Annotated in this window: 20 protein-coding genes and 1 pseudogene; 10 read left to right on the top strand and 11 right to left on the bottom strand. The window is 71.7% G+C overall.

Annotated features, from left to right (window positions below; genetic code table 11):
* Positions 1–49: 49 nt before the first annotated feature.
* The gene (locus tag AB0M54_RS21320; protein ID WP_364325649.1) at positions 50–793 is read left to right on the top strand and encodes a YcnI family protein; all 744 of its coding nucleotides are present in this window, start codon (positions 50–52) and stop codon (positions 791–793) included.
* 26 nt (positions 794–819) lie between these two features.
* Here the strand turns inward: AB0M54_RS21320 and AB0M54_RS21325 are convergent, their stop codons facing one another.
* The 3 genes from AB0M54_RS21325 to AB0M54_RS21335 all read right to left on the bottom strand — a co-directional run bounded on the left by AB0M54_RS21325 (position 820) and on the right by AB0M54_RS21335 (position 3,639).
* On the bottom strand, positions 820–1,089 hold the full coding sequence (locus tag AB0M54_RS21325; RefSeq protein WP_364325646.1) for a DUF2277 domain-containing protein: 270 nt from the start codon (positions 1,087–1,089) through the stop codon (positions 820–822).
* A gap of 497 nt (positions 1,090–1,586) precedes the next feature.
* Complete coding sequence (locus AB0M54_RS21330; RefSeq protein ID WP_364325640.1) at positions 1,587–3,029, bottom strand: DUF6114 domain-containing protein; 1,443 nt, start codon at positions 3,027–3,029, stop codon at positions 1,587–1,589.
* A gap of 1 nt (position 3,030) precedes the next feature.
* The gene (locus AB0M54_RS21335) at positions 3,031–3,639 is read right to left on the bottom strand and encodes a DUF6230 family protein (RefSeq protein ID WP_364325637.1); all 609 of its coding nucleotides are present in this window, start codon (positions 3,637–3,639) and stop codon (positions 3,031–3,033) included.
* Between the two features lie 305 nt (positions 3,640–3,944).
* Between AB0M54_RS21335 and AB0M54_RS21340 the strand changes: the two genes are divergently transcribed.
* The 5 genes from AB0M54_RS21340 to AB0M54_RS21360 are packed head-to-tail and all read left to right on the top strand — an operon-like array spanning position 3,945 to position 8,940.
* Complete coding sequence (locus AB0M54_RS21340) at positions 3,945–4,895, top strand: ATP-binding protein (protein ID WP_364473237.1); 951 nt, start codon at positions 3,945–3,947, stop codon at positions 4,893–4,895.
* 1 nt (position 4,896) lies between these two features.
* Entirely contained in the window at positions 4,897–6,864 is a 1,968-nt protein-coding gene (locus tag AB0M54_RS21345; RefSeq protein WP_364473239.1) for an ATP-binding protein, read from the top strand.
* A 34-nt stretch (positions 6,865–6,898) separates the two neighbouring features.
* Positions 6,899–7,615 (top strand): hypothetical protein, encoded by a 717-nt coding sequence (locus tag AB0M54_RS21350; RefSeq protein WP_364473241.1) that lies wholly within the window; start codon positions 6,899–6,901, stop codon positions 7,613–7,615.
* A gap of 52 nt (positions 7,616–7,667) precedes the next feature.
* Positions 7,668–8,228 (top strand): sigma-70 family RNA polymerase sigma factor, encoded by a 561-nt coding sequence (locus AB0M54_RS21355; RefSeq protein WP_364325625.1) that lies wholly within the window; start codon positions 7,668–7,670, stop codon positions 8,226–8,228.
* Entirely contained in the window at positions 8,221–8,940 is a 720-nt protein-coding gene (locus tag AB0M54_RS21360) for an anti-sigma factor (RefSeq protein WP_364325622.1), read from the top strand. The genes AB0M54_RS21355 and AB0M54_RS21360 overlap by 8 nt, the downstream gene beginning before the upstream one ends.
* Positions 8,941–8,956: 16 nt before the next feature.
* On the opposite strand, the gene AB0M54_RS21365 is transcribed toward AB0M54_RS21360, so the two are convergent.
* Positions 8,957–10,366 carry a cytochrome P450 gene (locus AB0M54_RS21365; protein WP_364325619.1) on the bottom strand — a complete coding sequence of 470 codons (1,410 nt, stop codon included), beginning with the start codon at positions 10,364–10,366 and terminating at the stop codon, positions 8,957–8,959.
* 164 nt (positions 10,367–10,530) lie between these two features.
* Between AB0M54_RS21365 and AB0M54_RS21370 the strand changes: the two genes are divergently transcribed.
* Positions 10,531–11,451 (top strand): intradiol ring-cleavage dioxygenase, encoded by a 921-nt coding sequence (locus AB0M54_RS21370; protein ID WP_364473243.1) that lies wholly within the window; start codon positions 10,531–10,533, stop codon positions 11,449–11,451.
* 27 nt (positions 11,452–11,478) lie between these two features.
* Here the strand turns inward: AB0M54_RS21370 and pulA are convergent.
* Positions 11,479–14,076 (bottom strand): annotated as a pseudogene (gene pulA / locus AB0M54_RS21375) (pullulanase-type alpha-1,6-glucosidase); the annotation flags it as partial.
* 277 nt (positions 14,077–14,353) lie between these two features.
* Between pulA and AB0M54_RS21380 the strand changes: the two are divergent.
* Positions 14,354–14,629: a hypothetical protein gene (locus AB0M54_RS21380; RefSeq protein WP_364325613.1), complete on the top strand. Its 276-nt coding sequence runs from the start codon at positions 14,354–14,356 to the stop codon at positions 14,627–14,629.
* Here AB0M54_RS21380 and AB0M54_RS21385 read toward each other — a convergent pair.
* From AB0M54_RS21385 to rho, 3 genes are all read right to left on the bottom strand, one after another.
* Positions 14,541–16,400, bottom strand: coding sequence for an ATP-binding domain-containing protein (locus AB0M54_RS21385; RefSeq protein ID WP_364473245.1), 1,860 nt, complete (start codon positions 16,398–16,400; stop codon positions 14,541–14,543). The genes AB0M54_RS21380 and AB0M54_RS21385 overlap by 89 nt on opposite strands.
* Positions 16,401–16,471: 71 nt before the next feature.
* Complete coding sequence (locus AB0M54_RS21390) at positions 16,472–16,711, bottom strand: PspC domain-containing protein (protein WP_364473278.1); 240 nt, start codon at positions 16,709–16,711, stop codon at positions 16,472–16,474.
* An 84-nt stretch (positions 16,712–16,795) separates the two neighbouring features.
* Positions 16,796–17,941 carry a transcription termination factor Rho gene (gene rho, locus AB0M54_RS21395; RefSeq protein WP_364473247.1) on the bottom strand — a complete coding sequence of 382 codons (1,146 nt, stop codon included), beginning with the start codon at positions 17,939–17,941 and terminating at the stop codon, positions 16,796–16,798.
* A gap of 215 nt (positions 17,942–18,156) precedes the next feature.
* Here rho and AB0M54_RS21400 point away from each other — a divergent pair, with 215 nt between their 5' ends.
* Together AB0M54_RS21400 and AB0M54_RS21405 are read left to right on the top strand one after the other, a co-directional pair.
* On the top strand, positions 18,157–18,966 hold the full coding sequence (locus tag AB0M54_RS21400) for an FAD binding domain-containing protein (protein WP_364473249.1): 810 nt from the start codon (positions 18,157–18,159) through the stop codon (positions 18,964–18,966).
* Positions 18,963–21,695, top strand: coding sequence for a molybdopterin-dependent oxidoreductase (locus tag AB0M54_RS21405; protein ID WP_364473251.1), 2,733 nt, complete (start codon positions 18,963–18,965; stop codon positions 21,693–21,695). Before AB0M54_RS21400 ends, AB0M54_RS21405 begins: the two co-directional genes overlap by 4 nt.
* Before the next feature lie 212 nt (positions 21,696–21,907).
* Here the strand turns inward: AB0M54_RS21405 and AB0M54_RS21410 are convergent, their stop codons facing one another.
* The 3 genes from AB0M54_RS21410 to AB0M54_RS21420 form a co-directional block, all read right to left on the bottom strand.
* Positions 21,908–22,513, bottom strand: coding sequence for a hypothetical protein (locus AB0M54_RS21410; RefSeq protein ID WP_364473253.1), 606 nt, complete (start codon positions 22,511–22,513; stop codon positions 21,908–21,910).
* Positions 22,510–22,779, bottom strand: coding sequence for a tetratricopeptide repeat protein (locus AB0M54_RS21415; RefSeq protein ID WP_364325598.1), 270 nt, complete (start codon positions 22,777–22,779; stop codon positions 22,510–22,512). The genes AB0M54_RS21410 and AB0M54_RS21415 overlap by 4 nt, the downstream gene beginning before the upstream one ends.
* Before the next feature lie 536 nt (positions 22,780–23,315).
* Positions 23,316–23,750 carry a DUF6326 family protein gene (locus tag AB0M54_RS21420; protein ID WP_364325596.1) on the bottom strand — a complete coding sequence of 145 codons (435 nt, stop codon included), beginning with the start codon at positions 23,748–23,750 and terminating at the stop codon, positions 23,316–23,318.
* Between the last annotated feature and the right edge of the window lie 114 nt (positions 23,751–23,864).

Raw genomic sequence — 23,864 nt, forward strand, 5'->3', positions numbered from 1 at the left:
GCGCCGACCAATGGCCGTACGTTCCATTCGTCTGGAAGGCCGAGAGAAGATGACCTTGTTCAAGCGGGCCGCCGTGGTGGCCGGAGCGGTCGCCGCGCTCACCCTGGCGATCGCCGCCCCCGCGTCCGCGCACGTTTCCGTGAGCTCGGCCAACGCCGCTCAGGGCGGCTACACCAAGGCCACGTTCCGGGTGCCGAACGAGAGTGACAGCGCGTCCACCACCAAGCTCGAGGTGACCCTGCCGATCAAGACCGCGCCGGTGGCGTCCGTGTCGGTCAAGCCGGTGCCGGGCTGGACCGCGGTGGTCACCAAGGGCAAGCTGGACAAGCCCCTCGAGGCCCACGGCGCGCAGATCAACGAGGCGGTCGAGAAGATCACCTGGACGGCGGCCGCCGACGCGGCCATCAAGCCCGGCCAGTTCCAGGAGTTCGATGTCTCGCTGGGCCCGCTGCCGCAGGTCGACCAGATGATCTTCAAGGCGCTGCAGACCTACTCCGACGGCAACGTGGTCCGCTGGATCGACGAGCCGCCCGCGGCCGGCGGCGAGGAGCCCGAGAGCCCCGCGCCGGTCCTGAAGCTCGCGAAGGCCGCCGCCGAGAGCGACACCGCCCCCGCCGCCGCGCCCGGCCCGACCGTCGAGGCCGCCGCGCCCGCCTCGGAGTCGTCCTCCAGCACCGGCACCGCCCTGGGCGTGGGTGGCTTGGCGCTCGGCGTCATCGCCCTGATCGTGGCGCTGCTCGCGTTCCGCCGCTCCACCGGCTCCGCCCCGGCCGAGCCGACGCCCGGCAAGTAGCGCGCGGGATCAGACCGGGCCCGGGCTCAGGAGGCGTAACGCTTCTCGGCCCGGGCTCGCGCCTTGATCGCCTCGACCTCACGGTCCTTCTTGGGCCCGACGTTCACCAGGTCGGCCAGCAGATGCTCGGTCGCATGGGCGACGGCCGCGACGGCCCGGTCGAACGCCTCCTGATTACGTGCGCTCGGCTTGGTGGTGCCCGCGACCTTGCGCACATACTGCAACGCCGCCGCGTGCGTCTCGTCGTGCGTGGCCGGCGGCTCGAAGTTGTTCAGCGGTCGAATGTTTCGGCACATGGTCCCGAGCCTAACGCCGCGGCCTGGAACAATCCGCTTCATGAACGGGCGGTGGGTTCGGTTGCGCGCGGCCTGATCGTGACGTGGGTGGCCGCCGCGGCGCTCTCCTGGTGGACGGCCCTCGCGAGCAGCCGGACCGCCGCGCGCAGGCGGACATCGCCGCCGGCCGGGTGGCGACCTACACGTGGGGCGATCGCTGGAACACCCTGAACTCCGGTCGGTGGTTCGATGAGGCCACCCTCGAGCCGGGCGAGAAACTCGGCGCTGTCGCCGCGTACCCATCGCCTCGAAGCGCGGGGGCTCGGCGACCGGCCGCACCGCCTGGGAGGTGGTCACCCGGGTCCGACCCCGGGGTGGAACTGACCGCGCGACCTAGACTTTTGCGCATGGTGCATTGGTACGAGTCGGCCGGGTCGGGCTGCTGGACGGGCCGCCCACGCTGCTCCCGCCGGTGGACGCCGACCAGGTGGTCGCCCGGTGGCGGGAGCGTCGCGGGCTTACCGGACCTCGGTGATCTTCAGGGGCTTGCCGGTCAGGACGTCGCTGCGTACGAAGGAAAGGTCGATCTTGACGTCGGTGAACTTCAGCACCGGCAGGGTCAGCGGCGGCGGCTGCTCGGGCGTGAAGGTCACCGGGATCAGGCCGAAGAGCTTGCCCTCGAACTTCGGGGTGTAGAAGCGGACGTTGCCGGTCGTGGTGAGCGCGCCGGCGTCGATCACCGTGGTGTGGCCGCCGGGCTCCTGGATGGTGAGCTTGAACGGCGTGGTCACCGACTTGCGCATGCTGAACTTGAGGACCTGCTTGGGGCCGTCCGCGGTCTGGAGCGTGGTCACGCCGTCGTAGGTCGAGTCGTACATGGTCAGCGTGTCGCCCTCCATCAGGCCGCCGATGACCGCGGCCGGGGGCAGGTCGTCGGGGCCGGCCTTCTTGTTGAGGACGCGCGGGCCCAGGCACGGGATGTCGTCGTTCGTGGACGACGACGACGGCTTCGGCTTGGGCCTGGGCTTCGAAGGGGTGCCGGGCTTCGAGGTGGGGCCGGTCGTCGGCTTGGCCGTCGGCTCGGACGGGCCGGGGGAGGGCGACGTGTCGTCCCCGCCGCCGAACAGGTTGCCGACGCCCTCGACGAAGTCGTTCCAGCCGTCGACGATCGGGTTGCCGGTGTCGTCCTTCTTCCCGGCGTCGGCGGTCGTGGTCGGCTTGGGCTGCGCAGGCGTCGTCTTCCCCGCGCTCGGCTTGCTGAGGGAGGGTTTGGCCTCCTTGCCCGGTGAGGCCTCCTTGTTCGGCGAGGCTGCCGTGGAACGGGAGGGCATGCCTTTGGGGCAGGCCGGCTCGGCTCGGGCGGGCCGGGGCGCGTGTGCGGCCATGGCCAGCGACAGGCCGATCGCGAGCGGCGCCGCGATGATCGCAAGGGCCTTCCGATGTTGCCCGGTGCGCCCGGGCTCAGCGAAAGGGGGCGGCTCCTGTGCGGCCGGCCGCAGATCGGTGGTCGGCGCGTCCGGCTTCCGGTCCGCGACGGGGCCGGGCTCGATCACCCCGGTGTCAGCCGCGGGAAGAGCGGGATCGGCCGCGGGAAGGGCGGCGGCGGGTGCGGGGGTCCAGGCGATGGCCAGGGCGCCGCCCGCGATGCCCAGCAGCAGGCCGGCGCCGAAGCCGCCGAGGTTGAGGCCGATCAGCGAGTACACCGCGGTCATCAGCGCGACGATCGCGTAGAAGACCCGTTGCGCCGGTGTGAACCAGACCAGCAGCCCGCACAGCAGCATCACCAGCGGCAGCAGGTAGGACAGGAAGCCCTCCTGGCCGAAGTGGACCTCCATCGCCTTCAGGGTCAGGTTGGCGCTCAGGAACAGGGCCGCCGCCGACAGCGTCAGCAGCAGCCCGCCCCAGAACGGCCGGGCCCGGCGCCAGTGCGCGAAGCGTCGCCGAAACTCGCGAACATCCACCTCAGAAGCATTCCTTCGGCGAGGAACCGAAGTTCAGCTTGAGGTCGAGCCCGGTCAGCTTGAACGTGCCGGCGGTGGTGGACACCGCGGTCTGCCTCAGGCCGTTGATCACGATCTTGTCGGACTGCTGGCCGAAGCCGCCGGTCTCGCCCTTGGCCTCCGTGCCACCCTTGGTGAGGGTCCCGGCGTCCTGACCGATGTTGATGTTGGTGAAGGTGGCGTCGCCGGCCAGGTCCTTCATGCCGATCAGCATGTTGGTGGCCCGGGCCGGCTTGCCCTTCTCGGTGCCGGCCGTGATGGTCAGGCTCATCGGGGCGTCCTTGACCCGCACCGACTGGCAGAGGTTGGTCAGCTTGGCGTCGGCGATACCGGACATCGAGACCGGGATCTGCTTGCCCTCGGCGTCCTTGACCACGCCGCCGTACTGGGAGAAGCCGGTGCCGTCGAGTCGGTCGGCGGAGATCTTGAAGTCCTGGCCGGAGACGGCGAAGCTGGCCGCCAGCGCGCCCTGCGACATCCCGAAGAGCAGGAAGCCGGCCGCCACGGCGGGTACGCCGGCGGCGAGCGCGAACTTGCGCCAGTTGGTTCGTCCGGAAACCGCGTCGGTCACGGTGGGGCCCTTTCTCGATCGGTCTCGAAGCGGGGGAACTTCGATGGGTCGTCACTCTGCTCCCAGGTGGCCCCGGTCACAAGCGGTGAGATTACCGGCGGGTAACCAAGGCGCTCCCGATGTGCGTCACGCACCGTTGCAGATACCGGTTCAGTGTCCGCTTTGCCGGGAAATCCGATCACCGGATGTGGAGATCGTCGGCTATGTAACGAGTAGGTAACGAAAATCAGCGGACTCCCAGATTTCCCCTGGCGAGCGGGCGCTCCGGCGCTCAACACGGGCCAACTCCTGCCGATCTGACCAGGGTGACGTCCTCCCACGAGCTGCTGCGGCTCGACGCGCTTCACGAGTACGGAGTGCTCGACGCGCCGGCCGACGACGAGCTCCAGGCCGTCGTCCGGGTGGCCGCGCTGGTCGCGGGAAAGCCGTTCGCCACACTCAATCTGATCGACGAGAACCGGCAGTGCCAGCTCACCACCACCGGCTTCGAGGGCGGCGACTCCGCCCGCGACGACTCGATGTGCGCGGTCAAGTTCGAGGAGGGTGAGTTCGTCCACGTCCCGGACGCCAGCGAGGACCCCACGTTCCGGCTCAACCCGTGGGTCACCGGTCAGCTCGCCGACGTGCGGTTCTACGCGTCCGCCCCGCTGGTCACCCCCCAGGGGTACGCCCTGGGCAGCCTGTGCGTCTTCGACAACGTGCCCGGCGTGCTGGACGACGACCAGATCGCCCGGATCAAGGACCTGGCCGGGGTGATCCTGGCCGTGTTCGAGCGGCGCCGCCAGGGCCGGCTGAACGCCGAGCTGCTCGCCGAGTCGGAGCAGCAGCACCGGGCGCTCAAGCAGGCGCACGAGGAGCTGGCCGCGACCAACGCCGAGCTCCAGCGCTCGAACACCGAGCTGGAGCAGTTCGCGGGCGTGGTCAGCCATGACCTGGCCGCGCCGCTGGCGGTGGCGGTGGTCAACGGATACCTCGAGCTGATCGGCGACGAGCACGCCGAGGGCAGCCGGACCCGCTCCTGGATCGCGTCGGCGACCCGCGCCGTCGGCCGCATGCAACACCTGATCAACGACCTGGCGGAGCACCGGGGGCGGGTCTTCGAGATGTTCACCCGGGTGGACCGCACCCCGGCCGGGCACGGCGTCGGCCTGAGCACCTGGCAGCGGATCGCCGAGCGGCACGGCGGCCGGATCTGGGCCGACGGCACGCCGGGCGGCGGCACCACCACCATCGCCTTCACGTTGCCGGACGCGTGACGTGCTGCGCAGCATGACGGCCCGGGTGCGCGCCGCCATCTCCGTCCTCCTGGTGCTGTTCCTGGCCCTTGTGCTGGTCCAGCTCGTCGTCGGGGAGCGGCTCCAGGCCGCCCAGCAGCAGCACACCGAGCGGCTGGGCGACGCGCGCACCGCCAACCGGGCCGTGCTGCAGAACATGACGGACGCCGAGACCGGGGTACGCGGGTTCCAGCTCACCGGCGACCGCGAGTACCTGGGGCCGTACGAATCCGGGAAGGTGGCCGCGTTCGTCGCCTTCGACCGGGTCGCCGAGCTGTCCGCCGACGACGAGGTGCGCCGCTGGCTGACCGCCGAGCGCACGGCCGCGGCGCACTGGCTCTACGCGTACGCGATCCCGATCGTGAACGCCGGGGTCGCCGACCGGAACGACGCCCTGGCCGACCGGGGCAAGCGGGCGTTCGACCGGATCCGGCTGACCAACGCCTACGTCGAGGACGCCCTGCGCGCCGAGCAGCAGTCCGTGACCGCGGCCGACCGGTCCCGCATCCGCTCGGTCCAGATGCTCTTCGGCGGCCTGGCCATCCTGTTCCTGGCCGTCGCCATGGTGATGGCCGCGGTGCACCAGCGTCACCTCCTCGCTCCGCTCGAGGACATCCGGCGCACGCTGCGTCGGCTGGCCGCCGGCGACCGGTCGGCCCGGGCCGTTCCGTCGGGTACGGCCGAACTCCGCGCCGTGATCGGAACGCTGAACGACCTGGCCGCCGAGACCGAACGGCTGCTCGCCGCCGAACAGGCCCGCGGGGTACGCCACGAGCTGCGTCAACAGGTCGCCACCGAGCTACGGCGCCCCGGGGGCGCCCAGGTGACCGCGGCCCGGGTGGCCGAGATGCTGGGCGCGTTCTTCGGCGCCGCCGTGGTGCACGGGCGGGTCGCGGTCGAGCCGGGCGCCGGCGTCAGCGTCCGATGGCCGGACGCCGCCGAGCCGCTCGCCCCGGAGATCGTGGCCGCGGTACAGGCCGGTGCTCCGGGCGAGCCGGCCCTGGTCGCGGACGTGCCCGGCGGCCTCGCGGTGGCGTTGCCCGGTGACGCGCAGTGCCCGCCCGGCCTGCTGTGTCTGGCGCGCCCGGACCGGCCGGACTGGACCGACGAGGAGCGGCGGCTGCTCGGCACCCTGGCCCGGGAGGTCGAGCACGCGATCCGCCAGCAGCGCCTGCACATCCGCCAGGCCCGGCTGATCAGCGAGCTGCAGACCCTGGACGAGCGCAAGGACGCCTTCGTGGCGACCGTGACGCACGAGTTGCGTACCCCGCTGACCAGCATCCTCGGCTACACCGAGATGCTCACCGACGACGATGACGACCTCACCCCGCCGCAGCGGCGCGGTCTCGGCGCGATCCTGCGCAACGCCCTGCGGCTGCGGGACACGGTCGCCGACCTGCTGCTGCTCGATCCGGGCGCGCAACGGGCGGGCGGGCCGTCCGTACCCGTGGATCTGACCGCGCTGACCACCGCCGTGGTGGCCGACGTGGCCCCGGCCGCGCGGGCGAAGGGCCTGCTCCTGACCCTCGATGAGGCGGCGGGGCCGGCCTGGGTGGCCGGCGAGCCGGACCGGCTGGAACGCGCGGTGCGCAACCTGCTCGACAACGCGGTGAAGTTCACGCCTTCCGGGGGACGGATCGTCTGCCGGGCCGGCGCGGAGGCCGGGACCGCGACCGTGGAGATCAGCGACACCGGCATCGGGGTGCCCGCCGGCGACCTGCCCGGGCTGTTCACGCCGTTCCACCGGGGCGCCAACGCGATGGACCAGGCCGTACAGGGCTCCGGGCTCGGGCTGGCCATCGTGCACGCCATCGTGACCGAGCACGATGGCGCTTTGGCCGTACGCTCCGTATTGGGCGGGGGAAGCACCTTTACGGTGAGTATTCCCGCGCTGGCCGAAATTTCTTCCGCCGAACGGGAACCGATCGGGCCGTCGGCTGCGAATCAGTAGCAGACACGTCGTCGTCTGCCCGGGGAGCGAAGTCATGAAGCGCATGAGCCCGTTGGCCATCCTGCTGGCCGGCATCAGCGTCGCCGCGGTGCTGCTCGGCGCCGGCTGGCAGTGGAACCGGATCGCCGGCGTGCCCGCGGCCTCGGTGATCGCCGGCGCCTCGCCCACCCCGGAGGTTCCCGGCGACGGTGACGCGCCGGTGCCGGAGGACAGCGCGACCCCGCCGAACGGCAACGGTGGCGAGGCGCCGCCGCCCGTGGCCAAGGAGCCCCTGGCCCAGCGCAAGCCGCTGACCGGGACCTGGGCCGGGCACCTCAAGGAGGGCTCGCTGGCCGTCGCGGCGAAGAACGGCGCGGCCATCGCCTACCTCTGTGACGGCGACAAGCTGGAGCAGTGGCTCACCGGCACCGCGATCGACGGCAAGCTCGAGCTCAAGGCCGACGACGGGTCGACGCTGACCGGTACGGCGGACAAGAACCAGGCCAAGGGCACGGTCACGGTCGACGGCAAGGCCCGCGACTTCACCATCGAGGTGGCGAAGAAGCCGTCCGGGCTCTACCGGTTCGCCAACCGGGTCCGCGGCGCCAAGGTGGTCGGCGGCTGGATCGTGCTCAAGGACGGGCGCCAGGTCGGCCTGGCCACCGTGGACGGCGTGCCGGTCAAGCCCTCCACGCTGGACGTCACCACGGGCAAGGCCACGGTCGGTGGCGACCCGGTCACGGCGATCCCGGCCGAGGACGCGACGTCATGACCCGACCCGCATCTGCCACCGGCGACGCCGTACGCCTACGATCGGGTGCACCATGGACGACTCCGGGCTGGCGGACCTCTTCGCCAAGGGCGACGAGGACGGGTTCGCCGCTGTCTATACCGCTTTCCGCGGCCCCGTCTACGGCATGGCGGTGACCATGCTGACCGACCGCGGGCTCGCCGAGGAGGCCACCCAGCAGGCGTTCATCTCCCTGTGGCGCGGCCGCGGCCGGTACGACCCGATGCGCGACCTGGCGCCGTGGGTCTTCGGCATCGCCCGCAAGGCCGCGATCGACGTCTACCGCCGGGAACGGCGCGGGCCGGCCATGAGCGCCGTCGAGGTGCCCGAGGTCCCGATCGAGCCCCTCTCGACCGAGCGGCTGTGGGAGGCCTGGCAGGTCCGGCGGGCGGTGGACGACCTGCCCGCCGACGAGGCGGCGGTGGTCCGGCTGGCGCACTTCTACCAGCTCACCCACAGCGAGATCGCGACCCAGCTCGGCCTGCCGGTCGGCACCGTGAAGTCGCGGTCCCACCGGGCCCACCGGCGGCTGGCGGCGGCCCTGGGTTTTCTGCTGGACGAGCCCGCTTCGGCTTCGGGGGCGACAGATGACTGACGACGTGCTCGACGAACGGGCCGCCGCCCTCGAGAACGGTCCGTGCGGGCAGGACGGGGCGATCGCGCGGGTCTCGGGCCTGCTGTCCCACCCCGGAATGTGGGACGCGCCGCCCGACCTTCCCGGCGGGATCGCGGCTCTGATCGCCAAGGCCGAAACCGACTCCGCCCCGGCCTCGCCGGTAGCCCCCCAGGCTCCGGCCTCGCCGGTTGCTCCGCAGGCTCCGCCGGACGACCGGCCGGCCGACATGCGGCCTCCGCGCGGGCCGAGCGCCGACCGGGCGCGGCCCGGCGCCACCCGTCGCCGGCGCCGCCAGTGGGCGACCGCCGCGGCGGTGGCCCTGGTGCTGATCGCCGGCGGCATCGGCGGCGTGCTGGCCACCCGCGAGCGCCCGTCCGCGACCGTCCAACTGGCCGGCGGGGGCGCCCTCCCGCAGGCCCACGGCACCATCCAGATCATCGAGCGCGACGCCGGCTGGCGGCTGGTCCTCAACGCCCAGGGGCTGCCCTCCGCCCCGGCCGGCAGCTACTACCAGGGCTGGGCGGTGAAGGACGGCCAGTACGTCCCGCTCGGCACCTTCCACATGCACAAGGAGGGCAAGGTCGAGCTGTGGTCCGGCGTCCCGCTGCGCCAGTTCCGCCGCATCGAGATCACCAGCCAGCGGGTCGGCGAGGACGACCCGGGCCCGCCGGTGCTGGCCGGCACCCTCTAGCTCGGCTCACTCCAGCTCAGCGGGTCACCACCTCGCGGTGGGTGACGCGGATCGGCATGCCGGCGGCCGGGCGCAGGGTCACGTCGTGGGTGTAGGCGGGCTGCTCGGCCGGGCTCTCGAAGGCGAAGTGCCGGGCCAGGCCGGCCAGCGCGACCACGCCTTCGAGCAGCGAGAAGTACATGCCGATGCAGGTGCGCGGGCCGCCGCCGAACGGGTACCACGCGTACCGGTCGCGGGCCTTCTCGCGCTCGGGGGTGAACCGTTCCGGCTCGAAGCGCATCGGGTCGGGCCAGTGGGCCGGGTGCCGGTGCACGACCCACGGTGAGACCAGCACGTCCGACCCGGCGGTGATCCGGAAGCCGCCGATCTCGTCGTCGGCCACCGCGCGCCGGCCGATCACCGGGGCCGAGGGATAGAGGCGCAACGTCTCCTTCAGAACCATGGTGGTGTACGGGAGACCGAGCGCCTCCTCGGCCGACGGCGTCGCCGCCGGCCCGGACACCTCCGCGCGCAGCCGTTCCTGCACCTCGGGGTGCGCGCCGAGCCGATAGATCGCCGAGGTCAGCGCGGTCGCCGTGGTCTCGTGCCCGGCCAGCAGGAAGACCAGCACCTGGGCCCGGACCTCCTCGTCGGAGAGCGCCTCCCCGCCGTCGCGGGCGTCGGCCAGCAGGCCCAGCAGGTCCGAGCCGGCCGACCCGGGGCCGGACGAGCGCCGGGACGCGATGATCTCGTCGCAGACCTCGAACAGCTCGGCCTGCCCCCGCTGGATCAGCCGGTTGACCGGGACCGGCCAGGAGTGCGGCACCCGGACCGGCATCAGCGCCCGCCGGCGGATCGCCTTGCCCAGCGGGTCGACCCAGCGCTGGACGACCGGCAGCGCCTTGTCCACATCGCGACCGAACAGCACCCGGCAGACGATGCGCAGGGTCAACCGGGTCATCTCCTCGTGCATGTCGACGAGGCGCGTGCCGCCGATCTGCGTGGCGCCGATGTGCGTGGCGCCGATCTGCGGGTCACCGGCCGCGCCGCGCCACTCGTCGGCCAGCCGGTCGGTCTCGGCGGCGAAGATGGCGGCGTACCCGGCGACGCGCTTGTGTGTGAAGAGCGGCTGCAGGAAGCGCTTCTGGCGTTGCCACGTCTCGTCCTGGCTGGTCAGCAGCCCGTCGCCGAGAGCGTGCCGCAGCTCGCCGTAGTTGACGTTGTCCTTGCGGTAGTTGGCCTGGTTGGCGGCGAGCACCCGGTGGGCGGCCTCGGCCGAGAACAGGAACGTCAGCTCCCGGCCGATCCCCGGCGGGCCGACGCGGACCCGCACCACGTCGCCGTGCTGGGCGAACAGCGTCTCGCAGGCGGACAGGAAGCCGGCGCGGAGAACAGGCAGCGAACCGGCGAGGAACGATCCGGGCGCCATCGGGGGACGGTCAGGCACGGCGATCACCTCCGACACCTGCGTACCAGCCCGGGCCCGGTCGCAAAAGGCTGATGTCGGGATCTGCGGGTTACGGACACGCTGCGCACAGGCGAGTCACAGGGGGTGCACAGGCCGCGGGGGTTGGGTAGGTCGTACCCGATCCCCGAGAGAGGTCAAGCCTGATGCACAACCCTGAGGACAATGCGGCGTACGTGCGCCGCGTGCACGACAAGGGGCTGCGGTTCGACATGCGCACGATGTCCCGGCGCAAGCTGCTCGCCGCGTTCGGCGGCGCCGGCACCCTGGCCGTGCTGGCCGCCTGTGGCAGCGAGGACACGCCGTCCACGTCGTCCTCGGCGCCGGCCTCGTCGAGCGGTTCGCTGACCGAGGTCGAGTCGGAGACGGCCGGCCCCTTTCCCGCCGACGGGTCCAACGGCCCCGACGTCCGGACCCTGGACGGGATCGTCCGCAAGGACATCCGCTCGTCCTTCGGCGACGCCAGTGGCACCGCGGCCGGCGTACCCCTCGAATTCTCCCTGGTCGTGAACGACCTGAACGGCAAGGCGGTGACCGGCGCGGCGGTCTACGCGTGGCACTGCGACCGCGAGGGCCGCTACTCCCTGTACTCCGACGGCGTCACCGACCAGAACTACCTGCGGGGCATCCAGGAGACCGACGCCACCGGCAAGGCCACCTTCACCAGCATCTTCCCGGCCTGCTACTCGGGCCGGTGGCCGCACATCCACTTCGAGGTGTATTCGTCGCTCGCCGACGCGACCGACGGTGACGGGCCGATCGTGAAGACGTCGCAGATCGCCCTCCCCGAGACGGACGCCGACGCGGTCTATGCCACCGACGGCTACTCGGCCTCGGTGCGAAACCTGAGCCAGGTGTCGCTGGCCACCGACAACGTCTTCGGCAACGACTCGGCCCGGACCGAGCTGGCGACGATGTCGGGCAGCGTCACCGACGGGTACCGGGCGACGCTGACCATCGCGATCGACCCGTCCGGCGAGGAGGAGGGCGGCGGCGGCCGGGGCGGCACCCCGCCCGGCGGCGGACCCGGCGGCACCCCGCCCAGCGGCCCGCCCCCAGGGAACTGACTCCGGCCGCCGAGGATATCCACAACGTCAGCGCTCCACGAAGACTCCTACCGTACGGGCCGGCACGGTCAGTGTCCCGGTTGTCCGGTCGGCGGTGGCCCGCCGCACCACCGGGTCGGCCGACGCCGCGAGCACCGGATGGGGGGACACGGCCCGGCCGCGCAGCGCCGGCACGGTCTGGGTGACGGCAGCCGGGGTCGCGTTGAACACCACGGTCACCGACGACCAGCGCCGGTCGAGCCCGCGGCCGTCCAGCCGCATGGTCAGCACGCCGGGCGTCTCACCGGCGCCGGCGAGCGGGAAGGTCAGCCGCTTCTGCACCTCTCTCAGGGTGGACAGCCCGAACACCGGGGACGAGCCGCGCACCTCGAGCAGTTCCCGGTAGCGGGCGCCGGCCCGGCCGATGGTGGCGCAGTCCGGCACCAGGGCCGGGTCGGCCAGGAGCGGTTTCGCGTACGGCCACTTGTCCTGGTTGTCCGGCGCGGGTGGCAGGCCGCGCCCGAAGCCGTTGCCGTCCCGGCAGTCCCAGGAGATCTGGTTGAACCAGTCGCCGGAGTTGAACGAGTTCCGGTCGAGCGACTTCGACCGCAGCCGCTCACTGCCCGTGGTGACGAACCCGGCGCCCTGGCCCAGCGCGGTGGTGGCCAGGGCCAGGGTCTGCATGCGGGCCCGGTCGGTCGCCGTCGTTCCGGTCGGGAGTTTGTAGGCCAGGGCGTCGTACAGGATCTCGTTGTCGTGCGCGTCGACGTAGGTGATCGCCTCGCCCGGCGCCGCCGTGTACCCGGCCGGCGAGCCGTTGTAGTCGACCTGCGCGCCGGTCACGGATTCGCCCGCGGTGCTGACGAAGCGATAGGCCGCCAGGTTGCCGCTCAGCCCGGCCTTGATCTGGTCGTGGTAGCGCAGCAGCCGGGCCCGCTGCTCGGCCGGCGTCCCGTTGACCGGGTCGCCGTTCGGGTCGGTGTACAGCCCCGACGCGAACCCCTGGATGCGCGGGTCGGCGTCGAACGGCCCGCCGCCGCGCACCGCGTCCCGCAGCCGGTCGTTGAACGTGCCGACGCCGGTCCCGGCCATGTTCGCCTGGGTGGCCTGGACGAACCGGGCGTTCCCGGCGACCTCCCCGAAGTCCCAGCCCTCGCCGTAGAGCACGACGTTCCGGCCGTCCACGCCGTCGCGGGCCGGGGTGAGCCGGTCCAGCGCCGCGCGTACGGCCAGGATGTTCGCCTTGGGGTGGTGGCCCATCAGGTCGAAGCGGAACCCGTCCACCTTGTAGTACTTCGCCCAGGTGACGACCGAGTCGACGACGAGCTTGCCCATCATCGCGTTCTCCGGCGCGGTGTTGGCGCAGCAGGTCGAGTTGGCCACCGTGCCGTCGGCGTTGAGCCGCTGGTAGTAGCCGGGCACGATCTGGTCGAGCACGCTGTGTGGATCGGTGCCGGCCGCCGAGGTGTGGTTGTAGACCACGTCCATGACCACGCGCAGCCCGGCGCCGTTGACCCCGGCCACCATCCGGCGGAACTCCCGCGTTCGCGCGGCGCCCTCGGGCTGTGTGGCGTACCCGCCCTCGGGCGCCGTGTAGTGCAGCGGGTCGTAGCCCCAGTTGTAGCCGTCGGTGGCGGCGACCGCGGCCACGCAGGCCTGCTGCCGGTCGGAGTCGGGCGGCAGCGACGGCAGGTCGCAGGGCGGCTGCTGCTGATCTGAGCGGCGCTCGGGGATGGTGGCGAAGTCGAACGCGGGCAACAGGTGCAGGTGGGTCGTGCCGGCGGCGGCCAGCGCCCGCAGGTGTTTCATGCCGGCGCTGTCCCGCCGGGTGAACGCCGCGTAGGTGCCGCGTTCGGCCGCCGGCACCGTGGCGTCGGCGATCGAGAAGTCGCGGATCGACAGCTCGGAGATCTGGGGCTTCGCCGTCGCGGCCGGCTTGACCAGCCGGTGCCAGCCGGGCGGGGCCAGGGCCGGGTCGGCCAGGCCGGCGATCAGGCTGCGCCCGGAGTTCGCCGAGAGAGCCACCGAGTACGGGTCGGTCACCGACGCCGTGACCACCCGGCCCGCCGCGGGCTGCCACGCGGTCACGCGGTAGCGGTAGTAGCGGCCCGTCCAGCTCACCGGTCCGGTCACCGACCACACACCGGTGGCGTCGTCCCGCCGCATCGGGACGATCGCGTCACCGACCTCCGCCTTCACCACCGCGGCGGTCGGGGCCCACACCCTCAGCCGCACGCGGTCCCGTTCGATCGTGGCGCCGAGGGATTGCCTCGTGGCGGCGGCGTAGATGTCGTCCAGCGCCCCGGCGATCTGGGCGCCGGTCGCGGCGAGCAGCCGGCCGTCGGGGTCGCGCTCGGTGATCACCACCTGCCCGCGCAGCGCCCCGGCCACCTTCGCCTGATCGTGGCGGCTCAGCCGGACGGCCGGGTGGTCGGCCAGGTGCGGGTACCTGCGGCGCTGGGCCACGGTCAGCCCGCCGGGCGCCGCCGTCAGGCGCAGGCTGTGCTCGGCGCCGGTCAGCTCGCCGTTCGTGATCGCGATGCCGCCGTTCCGGGCGTACACCAGGTCATAGGTCTTGCCGTCGGTGTCGGTCGCCCAGGCGATCGACGAGCGGTCGAGCCACACGGCCGCCGACCTGGTCAGGTCGGCGTCGGCGCCGGCGCTTGCCTCCGCGGGCGCGGCGGGCAGGACGAGGGCCAGGACGGCCAGGGCGGGTATCAGCGATCTGGGCATCGACATTGATCCCCTTCAACGGGCATCGGTGGATGTCCAGCACGCTATCCGCCGTTTCGACGGGCGAGCAATCCCCTGTGGATAACGTCGTCGATGACGCCCGGTGACCGGGTCCATCCGGGCCGCCGCCGTGCTGATCCCCTGAACCGGGCGCGCCTCATTTGCGTATCTCCAGGCGGAGGTGGAGTTCGTGATCCTGCTGATGCTCCTCACGCTGGTGCTGGGCGGCCTGGTCGTCTTCGCCGCGTGGTGTGCGGTGCGTGACGGTTTCGGCAAGCACACGGCGAAGGCCAAGGCCACGCCGCGGGTCGAGGTGCTGCCGAGCGCGCCGGGCAGCCTGGAGGGTGTGCTGGCGGCGCAACTCGCGCACGGTGAGATCACCCGTGGCCAGTACCGCCGCGCGATGTCCCAGATCGCGGCTCGCGAGGAGGAACGCCGGCCGATGTCGGTGCCGACGGACGACTGACCTCTTCGCCCCGCTCGACGCTTTCGATCTCGACCAGGCCCAGACGCTTGGTCGCCCTGGTCATCGCCACGTAGAGGGCGTTGCGGCCACGCGGCCCGGCCAGGATCGCCGCCGGGCCGGCGATCAGCACGCTGTCGAATTCCAGGCCCTTGATCTGGCGTACGCCGAGCACGACGACCCCGGCCGTCAGGTCGGCGCCGGGTCCGTGATTCCTCGTGCCGATCATCTCGGCCATCTCGGCCACCCGGTCGTCCGGGGCGATCACGGCGACCATCCCACCGCGCCCGGCCTCGTGCGCGGTGATCGCGGCGAGCTCACTCCTGGTGACGGTCTTTCGCCATGGGGGTACGCCGGTGGCCCGCACCGATCTCGGGCGGTCGGCGGCGGGCAGCAGTGCGGCGGCGGCGTCCATGATCTCGGCCGGTGTCCGGTAGTTGACAGTCAGCCGGGCCGCGCGCCACCGGTCGCCGACGTGTGGCCGCAGGGCGTCGGCCCAATCGGTGGCGCCGGCCGGGTCGGCGGTCTGTGCCACGTCGCCGGCGATCGTCAGGGACCGGCTCGGGCAGCGGCGGAAGATCATCCGCCAGGCCATCGGGGTGAGTTCCTGGGCCTCGTCGACCACCACGTGGCCGTAGGCGCGTTGCCCGTCGGCGCCGACCAGCTCGGCCGCCTCGTCCAGCAGGGGGATGTCGGCGGTGGTCCAGGGCTGGCCCGGCGCCCGTTTCAGGAGGTCGCACTCGGCCGGGGTGAGGCGGCCGGCGGCGTGCCGGTGCGGGTCGGCGTAGAGGGTCTCCACCACGTGCTCGGGAGAAAGAACCGGCCACCAGGCTTCCGCCGTCGAGCGTACAAAATCGTGGTTTTGATCTTGATCGTGGGTTTCGGCCAGGCCGAGCCTGCGCAGGTCGTCCTCCACCGCCTGATCGATTCCGGCCGCGGCGAGCGTGTCCGCGACGTCCGCCTCGATCTGGTCCTCGAGGGCCTGGCGTTCGGCCGAGAGGGCGTCGGCGACGGCCTGGGTGTAGACGGCGCGTGCCCGGTTGTGCGGCTCGGCCCGCGCTTTGGCGACCGCCTCGGGGAAGGGGAACGTGTCCTGGATGCCGCGCAGGACGTCGGCGAGGAGGCCGGCCATCCGCAGGTCGGCCTTGAGCGTGGCGATCGGCGGGTCGTCGTCAGACTGGGCGTTTTCGGTCAGCGTGGTGAGGGTGACCGCGGTCTCGCCGAGGCCCGGAAGCACCTGGTCGAGGTAGCTGAGCAGGGTGGGGGAGGGCGCGACGACCAGCACGCCATGATCGGCCAGCGCCGGGCGGTGGAAGAGCAGGTACGCGGCGCGGTGCAGGGCGACCGCCGTCTTGCCGGTGCCGGGGCCGCCCAGGATGACCAGCACGCCGTCGGGGTCGCTGCGGATGATCGCGTCCTGCTCGGCCTGGATGGTGGCGACGATGTCGGGCATCCGGCCGGTGCGGTCGGCGTCGAAGCTCGGGCCGGTGTCGATGCCGATCACCCGGCGGCCGTGGGTCCGCAGCAGCAGCCGCGGCGACGTGCCGTCGTAGAACGGGCGGGCCGCTTGCGCGCGCCAGTCGACGAGCAGCGGTTCATCGCCCCGCATCAGGGTGATGCGGCCGACGGCGAGGTTCTCGGTGCGGCCGAAGCACAGCCTGTCCTCGGCCGCCGCCAACCGCGCTCGCCGCGTGATCTGCTCTTCCTTCAGCTCATCCAGGCGTGCGTAGAGCCGGTCCAGGCGGGCCTGTTCGGCCGCGATCTCGTCGCGCATGGCGTACAGATTGCGGCCGAACCGACCGTCAGAAACAGTCTTGTTCTTTCGGGCGGCGTCAGCCGCCACGGTCAGCTCAGGTGCTGGGCGGCGAAACTACGCTCTTCCGAGGGCATCAGGATCCACAGCACCGGGTAGATCAGGATCTGGCTGCCGGGGATGACGAGCAGCGTCACCGCGAAGATCAGCCGGGCGATCCAGGGGTCGAGCCCGAAACGCCGGGCCAGACCGGCGCACACACCGCCGAGGATGCGTCCGTCGCGCGGCCGGCTGAGACCCTGCCGTGCCATCGAGTCGTGGACGGCGTTCATGGTGATCACTCGCTCTCATCTCGTTGTGCTGTTACGTCGATGATGGGCCGGCGAGTGCCCGAGTTTCATCGGGGAAGGCCCCGGTCAGGACCCTGATCTCAGCAGGGCCGCGTTGCCGGGGGTGCCCCTGAGCTGGGCCAGGAAGCGCTGGTACTGGTCCGGGCCGTCGATCACCCGGCGCAGGTGCCCGCCGACGGCCAGCTCGGCCGGCTCCTGCAGCAGCTCGTCGTGCCGGGTGCCCGACTCGCTGACGTCGATGGCGGGGAAGATCCGCGACTCGGCCAGCCCGCGGTCCAGCTTCAGCTCCGCGTTGCCGGTGCCCTTGAACTCCTCGAACAGGAACGAGTCCATCGCCGAACCGTTCTCCACCAGCGCGGTCGCGATGATGGTCAGCGAGCCGCCGTTCTCCAGCGCCCGGGCGGCGCCGAGCAGGCGCTTCGGCGGGTGCAGCGCGGTCGAGTCGAGCCCGCCGCTGAGCGTGCGCCCGCGGCCCGGGGCGGCGAGGTTGTACGCCCGGCCCAGCCGGGTGATCGAGTCGAGCAGCATCACCACGTCGTGGCCCTCCTCGACCAGGCGCTTGGCCCGCTCGACGGCCAGCTCGGCCAGCGCCGCGTGCTCGTGCGGCGTGTGGTCGAAGGTCGCCGCGATCACCTCGCCGCGCACCGAGCGCTCCATGTCGGTGACCTCCTCGGGGCGCTCGTCGACGAGCAGCACCATGAGGTGGATCTCGGGGTGGTTGCGGGTGATCGCGTTGGCGATCGACTGCATGACCATCGTCTTGCCGGCCTTGGGCGGGGCGACGATCAGCGCCCGCTGACCCTTGCCGATCGGCATGACCAGGTCGATGACCCGGGTGGTGAGCTCGGCCGGGTCGGTCTCCAGGCGCAGCCGGTCCCGGGGGTAGAGCGGCGTCAGGTCGTAGAAGTCGGGCCTGATCTGCGCCGGGTCGTGCCCGTTGACGCTGGTCAGGTCGAGGGTGGCCGGGCGGCGGCCGGTCGTCGTGGCGGTGCCCCGCACATGGTCGCCACGGCGGAGGCCACGGGCGTCGACCGGGATGTCCCGGGGGCCGGGCAGGTAGCCGGCGGCCCGGATCCAGGCGCGGTCGTTGACGATGTCGACCAGCCCGTCGACCTCGATCGTGGTCGTGGACGGGTTCTGGTTCTGTGGGCGCTCGTCGGCAGGCCGGCTGCTCCCACGGCGCCGGGTCGGCGCCTTGGTCTGGGTGGTCATCTTCTGTGGTACTCCAATGGGATTGGTCAGCCCGGCGGCATGCGCGTAACGGCGCTCTCGCTCGGAGCCAGAGGAAAGACAAGGCCGCTGAGAGAGCCTCGTTTCGGAGAGTCGCTGCGGGTCGGTGGTCACCGCGCGATGAGGCCAGGGTAGCGCGTAGGTGGTCGTTCGGCAATCTTCTACGGGCTGTAACAGGGGACGCGTAGCGTCGCAGCGTGGACCTCAACACTGTCGCTGAGGTGGTCAGCCCGGCCGGCGTCGGGCAGTGGCGGCCGGGTGACGCGTGGCTGGCCGGGGGCACGGCGCTCTTCGGCGAGTCGCGGCCGGCCGTCCGCCGCCTCCTCGACCTGGCCGCCGCCGGCTGGGCGCCGCTCACCGCCGGTGAGCACGGCCTGGAGATCGCGGCCACGTGCACGGTGGCTCAGCTGGCGGCGTATGCGCCGCCGCCCCGCTTCGAGTCGCTGCGGGCGATCACCCGGGGGTGTTGCCACGCCTTCCTGGCCAGCTTCAAGATCTGGAACGTCGCCACCGTGGGCGGGAACCTGTGCGCGGCGTTGCCGGCCGGTCCGATGATCGCGCTGACCGCGGGCCTCGACGGTGAGTGCCTGCTGCTGGCGCCGGACGGCTCGGAGCGGCGGGTGCCGGTGTCGGCCTTCGTCACCGGGAACGGCGCCACCGTGCTGGCCGACGGCGAGTTGCTGCGCTCGATCGACCTGCCGGCGCGCGCCCTGACCGGGGTGGCCACGTTCCGGCAGGGCTCCCTGCACACCCACGGCCGGTCGGCGGCCCTGCTGGTCGGGCGCCGTGACGTCGACGGGCGGTTCACGCTGACCGTCACCGGGTCGACCTGGCGGCCGTACGCGCTGACCTTCCCCTCGATGCCGGCGGCCGAGACCTTGCAGGTGGCGCTGACCGGCACCATCCCGGCCGACGGGTACGTCGACGACGTGCACGGCCTGCCCGCGTGGCGCCGGCACCTCACCCGCACCTACGCGGAGGAGATCCGCCGGGAGCTGTCGTCATGATCGTCAACGGCTCGCCGGTCGACGGCCCGCCGCCGCGGCCCGGGCAGTGCCTGCGGACCTATCTGCGGTCGCTGGGCCACTTCGGCGTGAAGAAGGGCTGCGACACCGGCGACTGCGGGGCGTGCACGGTGCATGTCGACGGGGTGCCGGTGCACTCCTGCGTCTATCCGGCCTTCCGCGCGTCCGACCGGTCGATCACCACGATCGAAGGCCTCGGCGCCGGCGGTGACATGCACCCCGTACAGCAGCGGTTCCTCGAGGCGCAGGGCTTCCAATGCGGCTTCTGTACGGCCGGCTACATCATGACGGCGGCCGCCCTGCCGTCCGGCCTGGACCGGGCGCGCGCCCTCAAGGGAAGCCTGTGCCGGTGTACCGGATATCGCGCGATCGCCGACGCGCTCGACGGTGTGTGCAACGTCGACCCGGCCCGGCCCGGACACGCGGTCGGCGCCGGGGTGGGCGCGCCGGCCGGGCCGGTGATCGTCACGGGCGCGGAGCGGTACACGTTCGACCTGGACATCCCCGGGCTGCTGCACCTGAAGGTGGTGCGGTCGCCGCACGCCCACGCCCGGATCCGGTCGATCGACACGTCCGCGGCGTCGGCCGTGCCCGGGGTCCGGCTCGTGCTGACGCACCACGACGTACCCGCCACGCTCTATTCGACGGCGCAGCACGAGCACGCGTCCGAGGACCCGGCCGACACGCGGCTGCTCGACGACACGGTGCGCTTCGCCGGCCAGCGGGTGGCCGCGGTGGTGGCTTCCTCGGAGGCCGCGGCCGAGGAGGGGTGCCGGGCGCTTCGCGTCGAGTGGGAGGTGTTGCCGGCGGTGTTCGACCCGGTGGCGGCCATGGCGCCCGGCGCGCCGCTGCTGCACGGCGACACCAACGTCGTCGGCCGGTTGCGGGACGAGCTCGGTGACGTCGCCGCCGGCTTCGCGGCGGGCGCGGCCGAGTTCGAGGCGGTCTTCCGTACGCCGCGCGTCCAGCACGCCGCGCTCGAGACGCACGGCTCGGTCGGCTGGCTCGACGACGACGGCCGCCTCGTGGTGCGGTCGAGCACCCAGACGCCGTTCCTGACCCGCCGGGCGCTCTGCCGCGTCCTCGACCTGCCGCCGTCCGCGGTGCGGGTGCTCACCGGCCGGGTCGGCGGCGGCTTCGGCGGCAAGCAGGAGATGCTCACCGAAGACCTCGTCGCCCTCGCCGTCCTGCGTACCGGAAGCCCGGTGAAGTGGGAGTTCACCCGGGCCGAGCAGTTCACCGCGGCGACCACCCGGCACGCCTTCACGGTCCGCCTGCGAGCGGCCGCGGCGGCCGACGGCACCCTGACGGCCATGGACCTGGAGGCCGTCTCCGACACCGGCGCCTACGGCAACCACGGCCCCGCGGTGCTGTTCCACGGCTGCCACGAGTCCCTGGCCGTCTACCGCTGCCCCAACAAGCGGACCGACGCCCACGCCGTCTACACCAACACCGTCCCGGCCGGCGCCTTCCGCGGCTACGGCCTGGGCCAGGTCTCCTTCGCCGTCGAGTCGGTCCTCGACGAACTGGCGCGCGCCCTGTTCCTGGACCCCATCACCTTCCGCGAACGCAACGTCGTCCGCCCCGGCGAGCCGTTGACCGCCCCCGGCGACCACGCCGACGACCTGACCATAGCCAGCTACGGCCTGGACCAATGCCTGTCCCACCTCCGCTCCCACGCCGCTCCCCGCCCCTCCACCCCGCCGTCGTCCTCCTCGGTGCCGCCGTCTCCGCCGGCGCCGTCCGGTGTCGTGATCGGCGGAGGCGCGCTGTCGGACGGTTCGGGTCGTGGCGCCGAGGCGCCGAGCGGCTGGTTGGTCGGGGAGGGCATGGCGATCGCGATGATCGCGGCCGGCCCACCCGGCGGCCACTTCGCCGACGCCGTGGCCACACTCCGGCCGGACGGCACCTACGAACTGGCCGTCGGCACCGCCGAGTTCGGCAACGGCAGCACCACCGTCCACGCCCAGATCGCCGCCGACGCGCTCGGCACCACCCCGGACCGCATCACCATCCGCCAGTCCGACACCGACGTGGTGCCCCACGACACCGGCGCCTTCGCCTCGACCGGCGTGGTGGTGGCCGGGAAGGCCGTCCTGCACGCCGCCCGCGCCCTGCGCGTTCAGATCCTGGACGCCTCCGGCGGCACCGACCTGACCGCCGACGCCGTGACCGACGGCCCCACGTTGAAGGAGCTGGCGGCCCGCACGCCCCACCCCCTGCGAGCCGAGGGCCACTGGGCCGGAAGCCCCCGCTCGGTGGCCTTCAACGCCCACTGGTTCCGCATCGCCGTAGACCCCCGCACCGGCGAACTCCGCATCCTGTCCAGCGTCCACAGCGCCGACGCGGGCACCGTCATGAACCCCTTGCAGATCCGGGGCCAGATCGAAGGCGGCGTGGCCCAGGCCATCGGCGCGGCCCTGTCCGAACACGTCGACATCAACCCCGAGGGTCACGTCACCACGGCCGGTTTCCGCCAGTACCACCTCCCCACCTTCGCCGACATCCCACGTACCGAGGTGCACCTGGCCGACACCGACGACACCATCGGCCCCCTCGGCGCCAAGTCCATGAGCGAAAGCCCGTTCAACCCCGTGGCCCCCGCCTTGGCCAACGCCCTCCGCGACGCCACCGGAATCCGCTTCACCGACCCACCCTTCACCCGCGACCGCATCTGGCTGGCCCTCAGTCGCCATGCTGACCACCCGTGACCCGGACCCCACTCGCCGTCCTGGGGCCCGGGAGCCGGCTCGAGCGCCGCCTGCTCCGCCCGGTTGCTCGACTCGCGCGGCCGTATCTGTCCGATATGTTCGGTACGGGACCTTGACCTCATCCAGCGCCCGCTCGAGGAAGAGGTCGAAGTTGAAGGTCAGGATGTACGTCACTGCTCCGGCCTTGGCGGCTGCGGCTGACCACCGGTGGTTCAGGTTCGGCGCTCCGTCCTCGAGTACCCGAAAGGATTCGAAGTAGCCGCCGCACTCCAGTCCGGCAACCCCGCCGGGGGATCCATGCTGATTCCCGCGCCAGTCAGCACGACGGCCGAGCCTCTCGTCAATGCATTCTCCAGGCGGGACATCGGATCAGATCCGGCGGGCACCGGATCAATCTTGAGCCGAGCCATGCGCCGCAGCGCCGATTCGGCACGCCCGCTCGGATTGCCGGCGTGCTGCGCCGAGGCCTTTTCGAAATAGTCTTTGGCCTGTACTGGGTCGGCGGCCGCCAGCCTTAGCAGGCCGAGCTCGATCAGAGCCGTTGCGGACGCCGGGAGCCGGCCCGCCTCGATGACAGCCTCGTAAGCCGCCTCCACGGCGGCAGAGTCGCCGCGACCGCGCATGATGCGGCCAAGGCCGAGGCCGGCCTCCGGCGCCACGCGTGGGTTGCCGCTGTCGAGCGCCAGCCGGTAAAGGGGAAGGGCTTTGTCGTCGTCTTCCGCCGACAGTAAATCGGCGAGGGCCTTGGCCGCGTAGGGCGCGAGCTTCGGATGGTGGGAATCGATCACCATCTGATATGCCGCTTTTGCGTCGCTCAATTGCCGTAGAAGGCCTCCAGGCCACCCAAATTCAACGCCGCCATCGGCGCCGCGTCGGGGTCTCCGGATTCGATTGCGGCTTTGTACGCCGCCCGGGCCGCAGGCCAATCCTGTCGGGCCCGATGCAGAGATCCGAGCGCGGTCATCGCGAGTGGGCGAAGCGCCTCTGATCCATGTTCGAGGACTGCTTCGTAGGCCGAGCGTCCTTCCTCGATCTCACCGGCTTGGACGAGCAGGTCACCGGCGCGGATGCCGGTCCACGCCACGGCCTCCGAATCGCCCTCCGTCAGAGCGTCCCGAGGAGCCTGACGTGCGGCTTCTAGGTCTTGTGACATAGGTCCGGGCTTTCCGTTCTGGGGCGCCGAGCGACGGTGAACAGGTGGATGGTCGGTCAGTCGACGAGCTCGCCGCCCGTGTCGGCGATGAGGGTGGCGACCGGAGCGATCCGTTTTTCCGATCAGCCGATCAGCCGACCGCTTTCCCCAGCCTGCCAATGAATCGAATGACGACCGTGGACGATGAGTTCCTGCGGTTCCCGTCGGCCGAGATCCGGCGGCACGCCTGCGACGGAGGATTTGCAATCAGTTAGATCTCGGCTGACATGTGATGCCTTCGGAGGCTGCCGACTAAGGGGCCTGCGCGGCGCGACAAGTACTCGCCAGGGTCGGCGGTGACACGCTAACGTCGGCATGTCCGTGCGTCATGCCGCTCACCTCACCGTCACGCTGGGTAGCGCGCGGGTCGCGGCATGACAGTGCGGCTGAGTTGAATGATCATGCTGGTCAGGTCTGGACGCGGGCGCTCATCGGGCCGGGTGTCTTGGCCAGGTCCAGGCGACTCGTGCGATCGCGAGCCAGAGCATCATCTCCACGACCATTCCGACGACGTAGTAGATCCATTTTTCACCGACGATCGTTGCGCCTGCGGATGCCACGTAGGCCAGGCTGACAACGATGTTGACGATTCTGTTGATCCTTGCTCGGGCGAGGAGCGAAACGCTGACCATCAGACTCGGGGCTATCGCGAAAATCGTGACGAGGACGAGGAATCTCTGGTTGATCTCGATGTCCGTACCGGAGATTCTGCCCTCGAGCACCGAGGTGATGTTGTCGGCCCGGAAGGAGGCCAAGACATCGACGTACACGAACACGAACATCGTGGATATCCACAGGCCACTGAGTACGACCTTGACGTCCGGCTTCGAATCTTGCAGCTCTGTTGCCCTTTTCCTGTCCACCGATGGTCTCCTTTTGTGAGCCGATAGCCTCCAGCGATCTCCACTCTCGACGTGACCGACCGCGGGCACCCGGGTCCACCGGCCGGTTTCTGACCTGTCCGATGGGCCAGGTCG

Source organism: Actinoplanes sp. NPDC051470, from assembly GCF_040682035.1.
Lineage (GTDB): Bacteria > Actinomycetota > Actinomycetes > Mycobacteriales > Micromonosporaceae > Actinoplanes.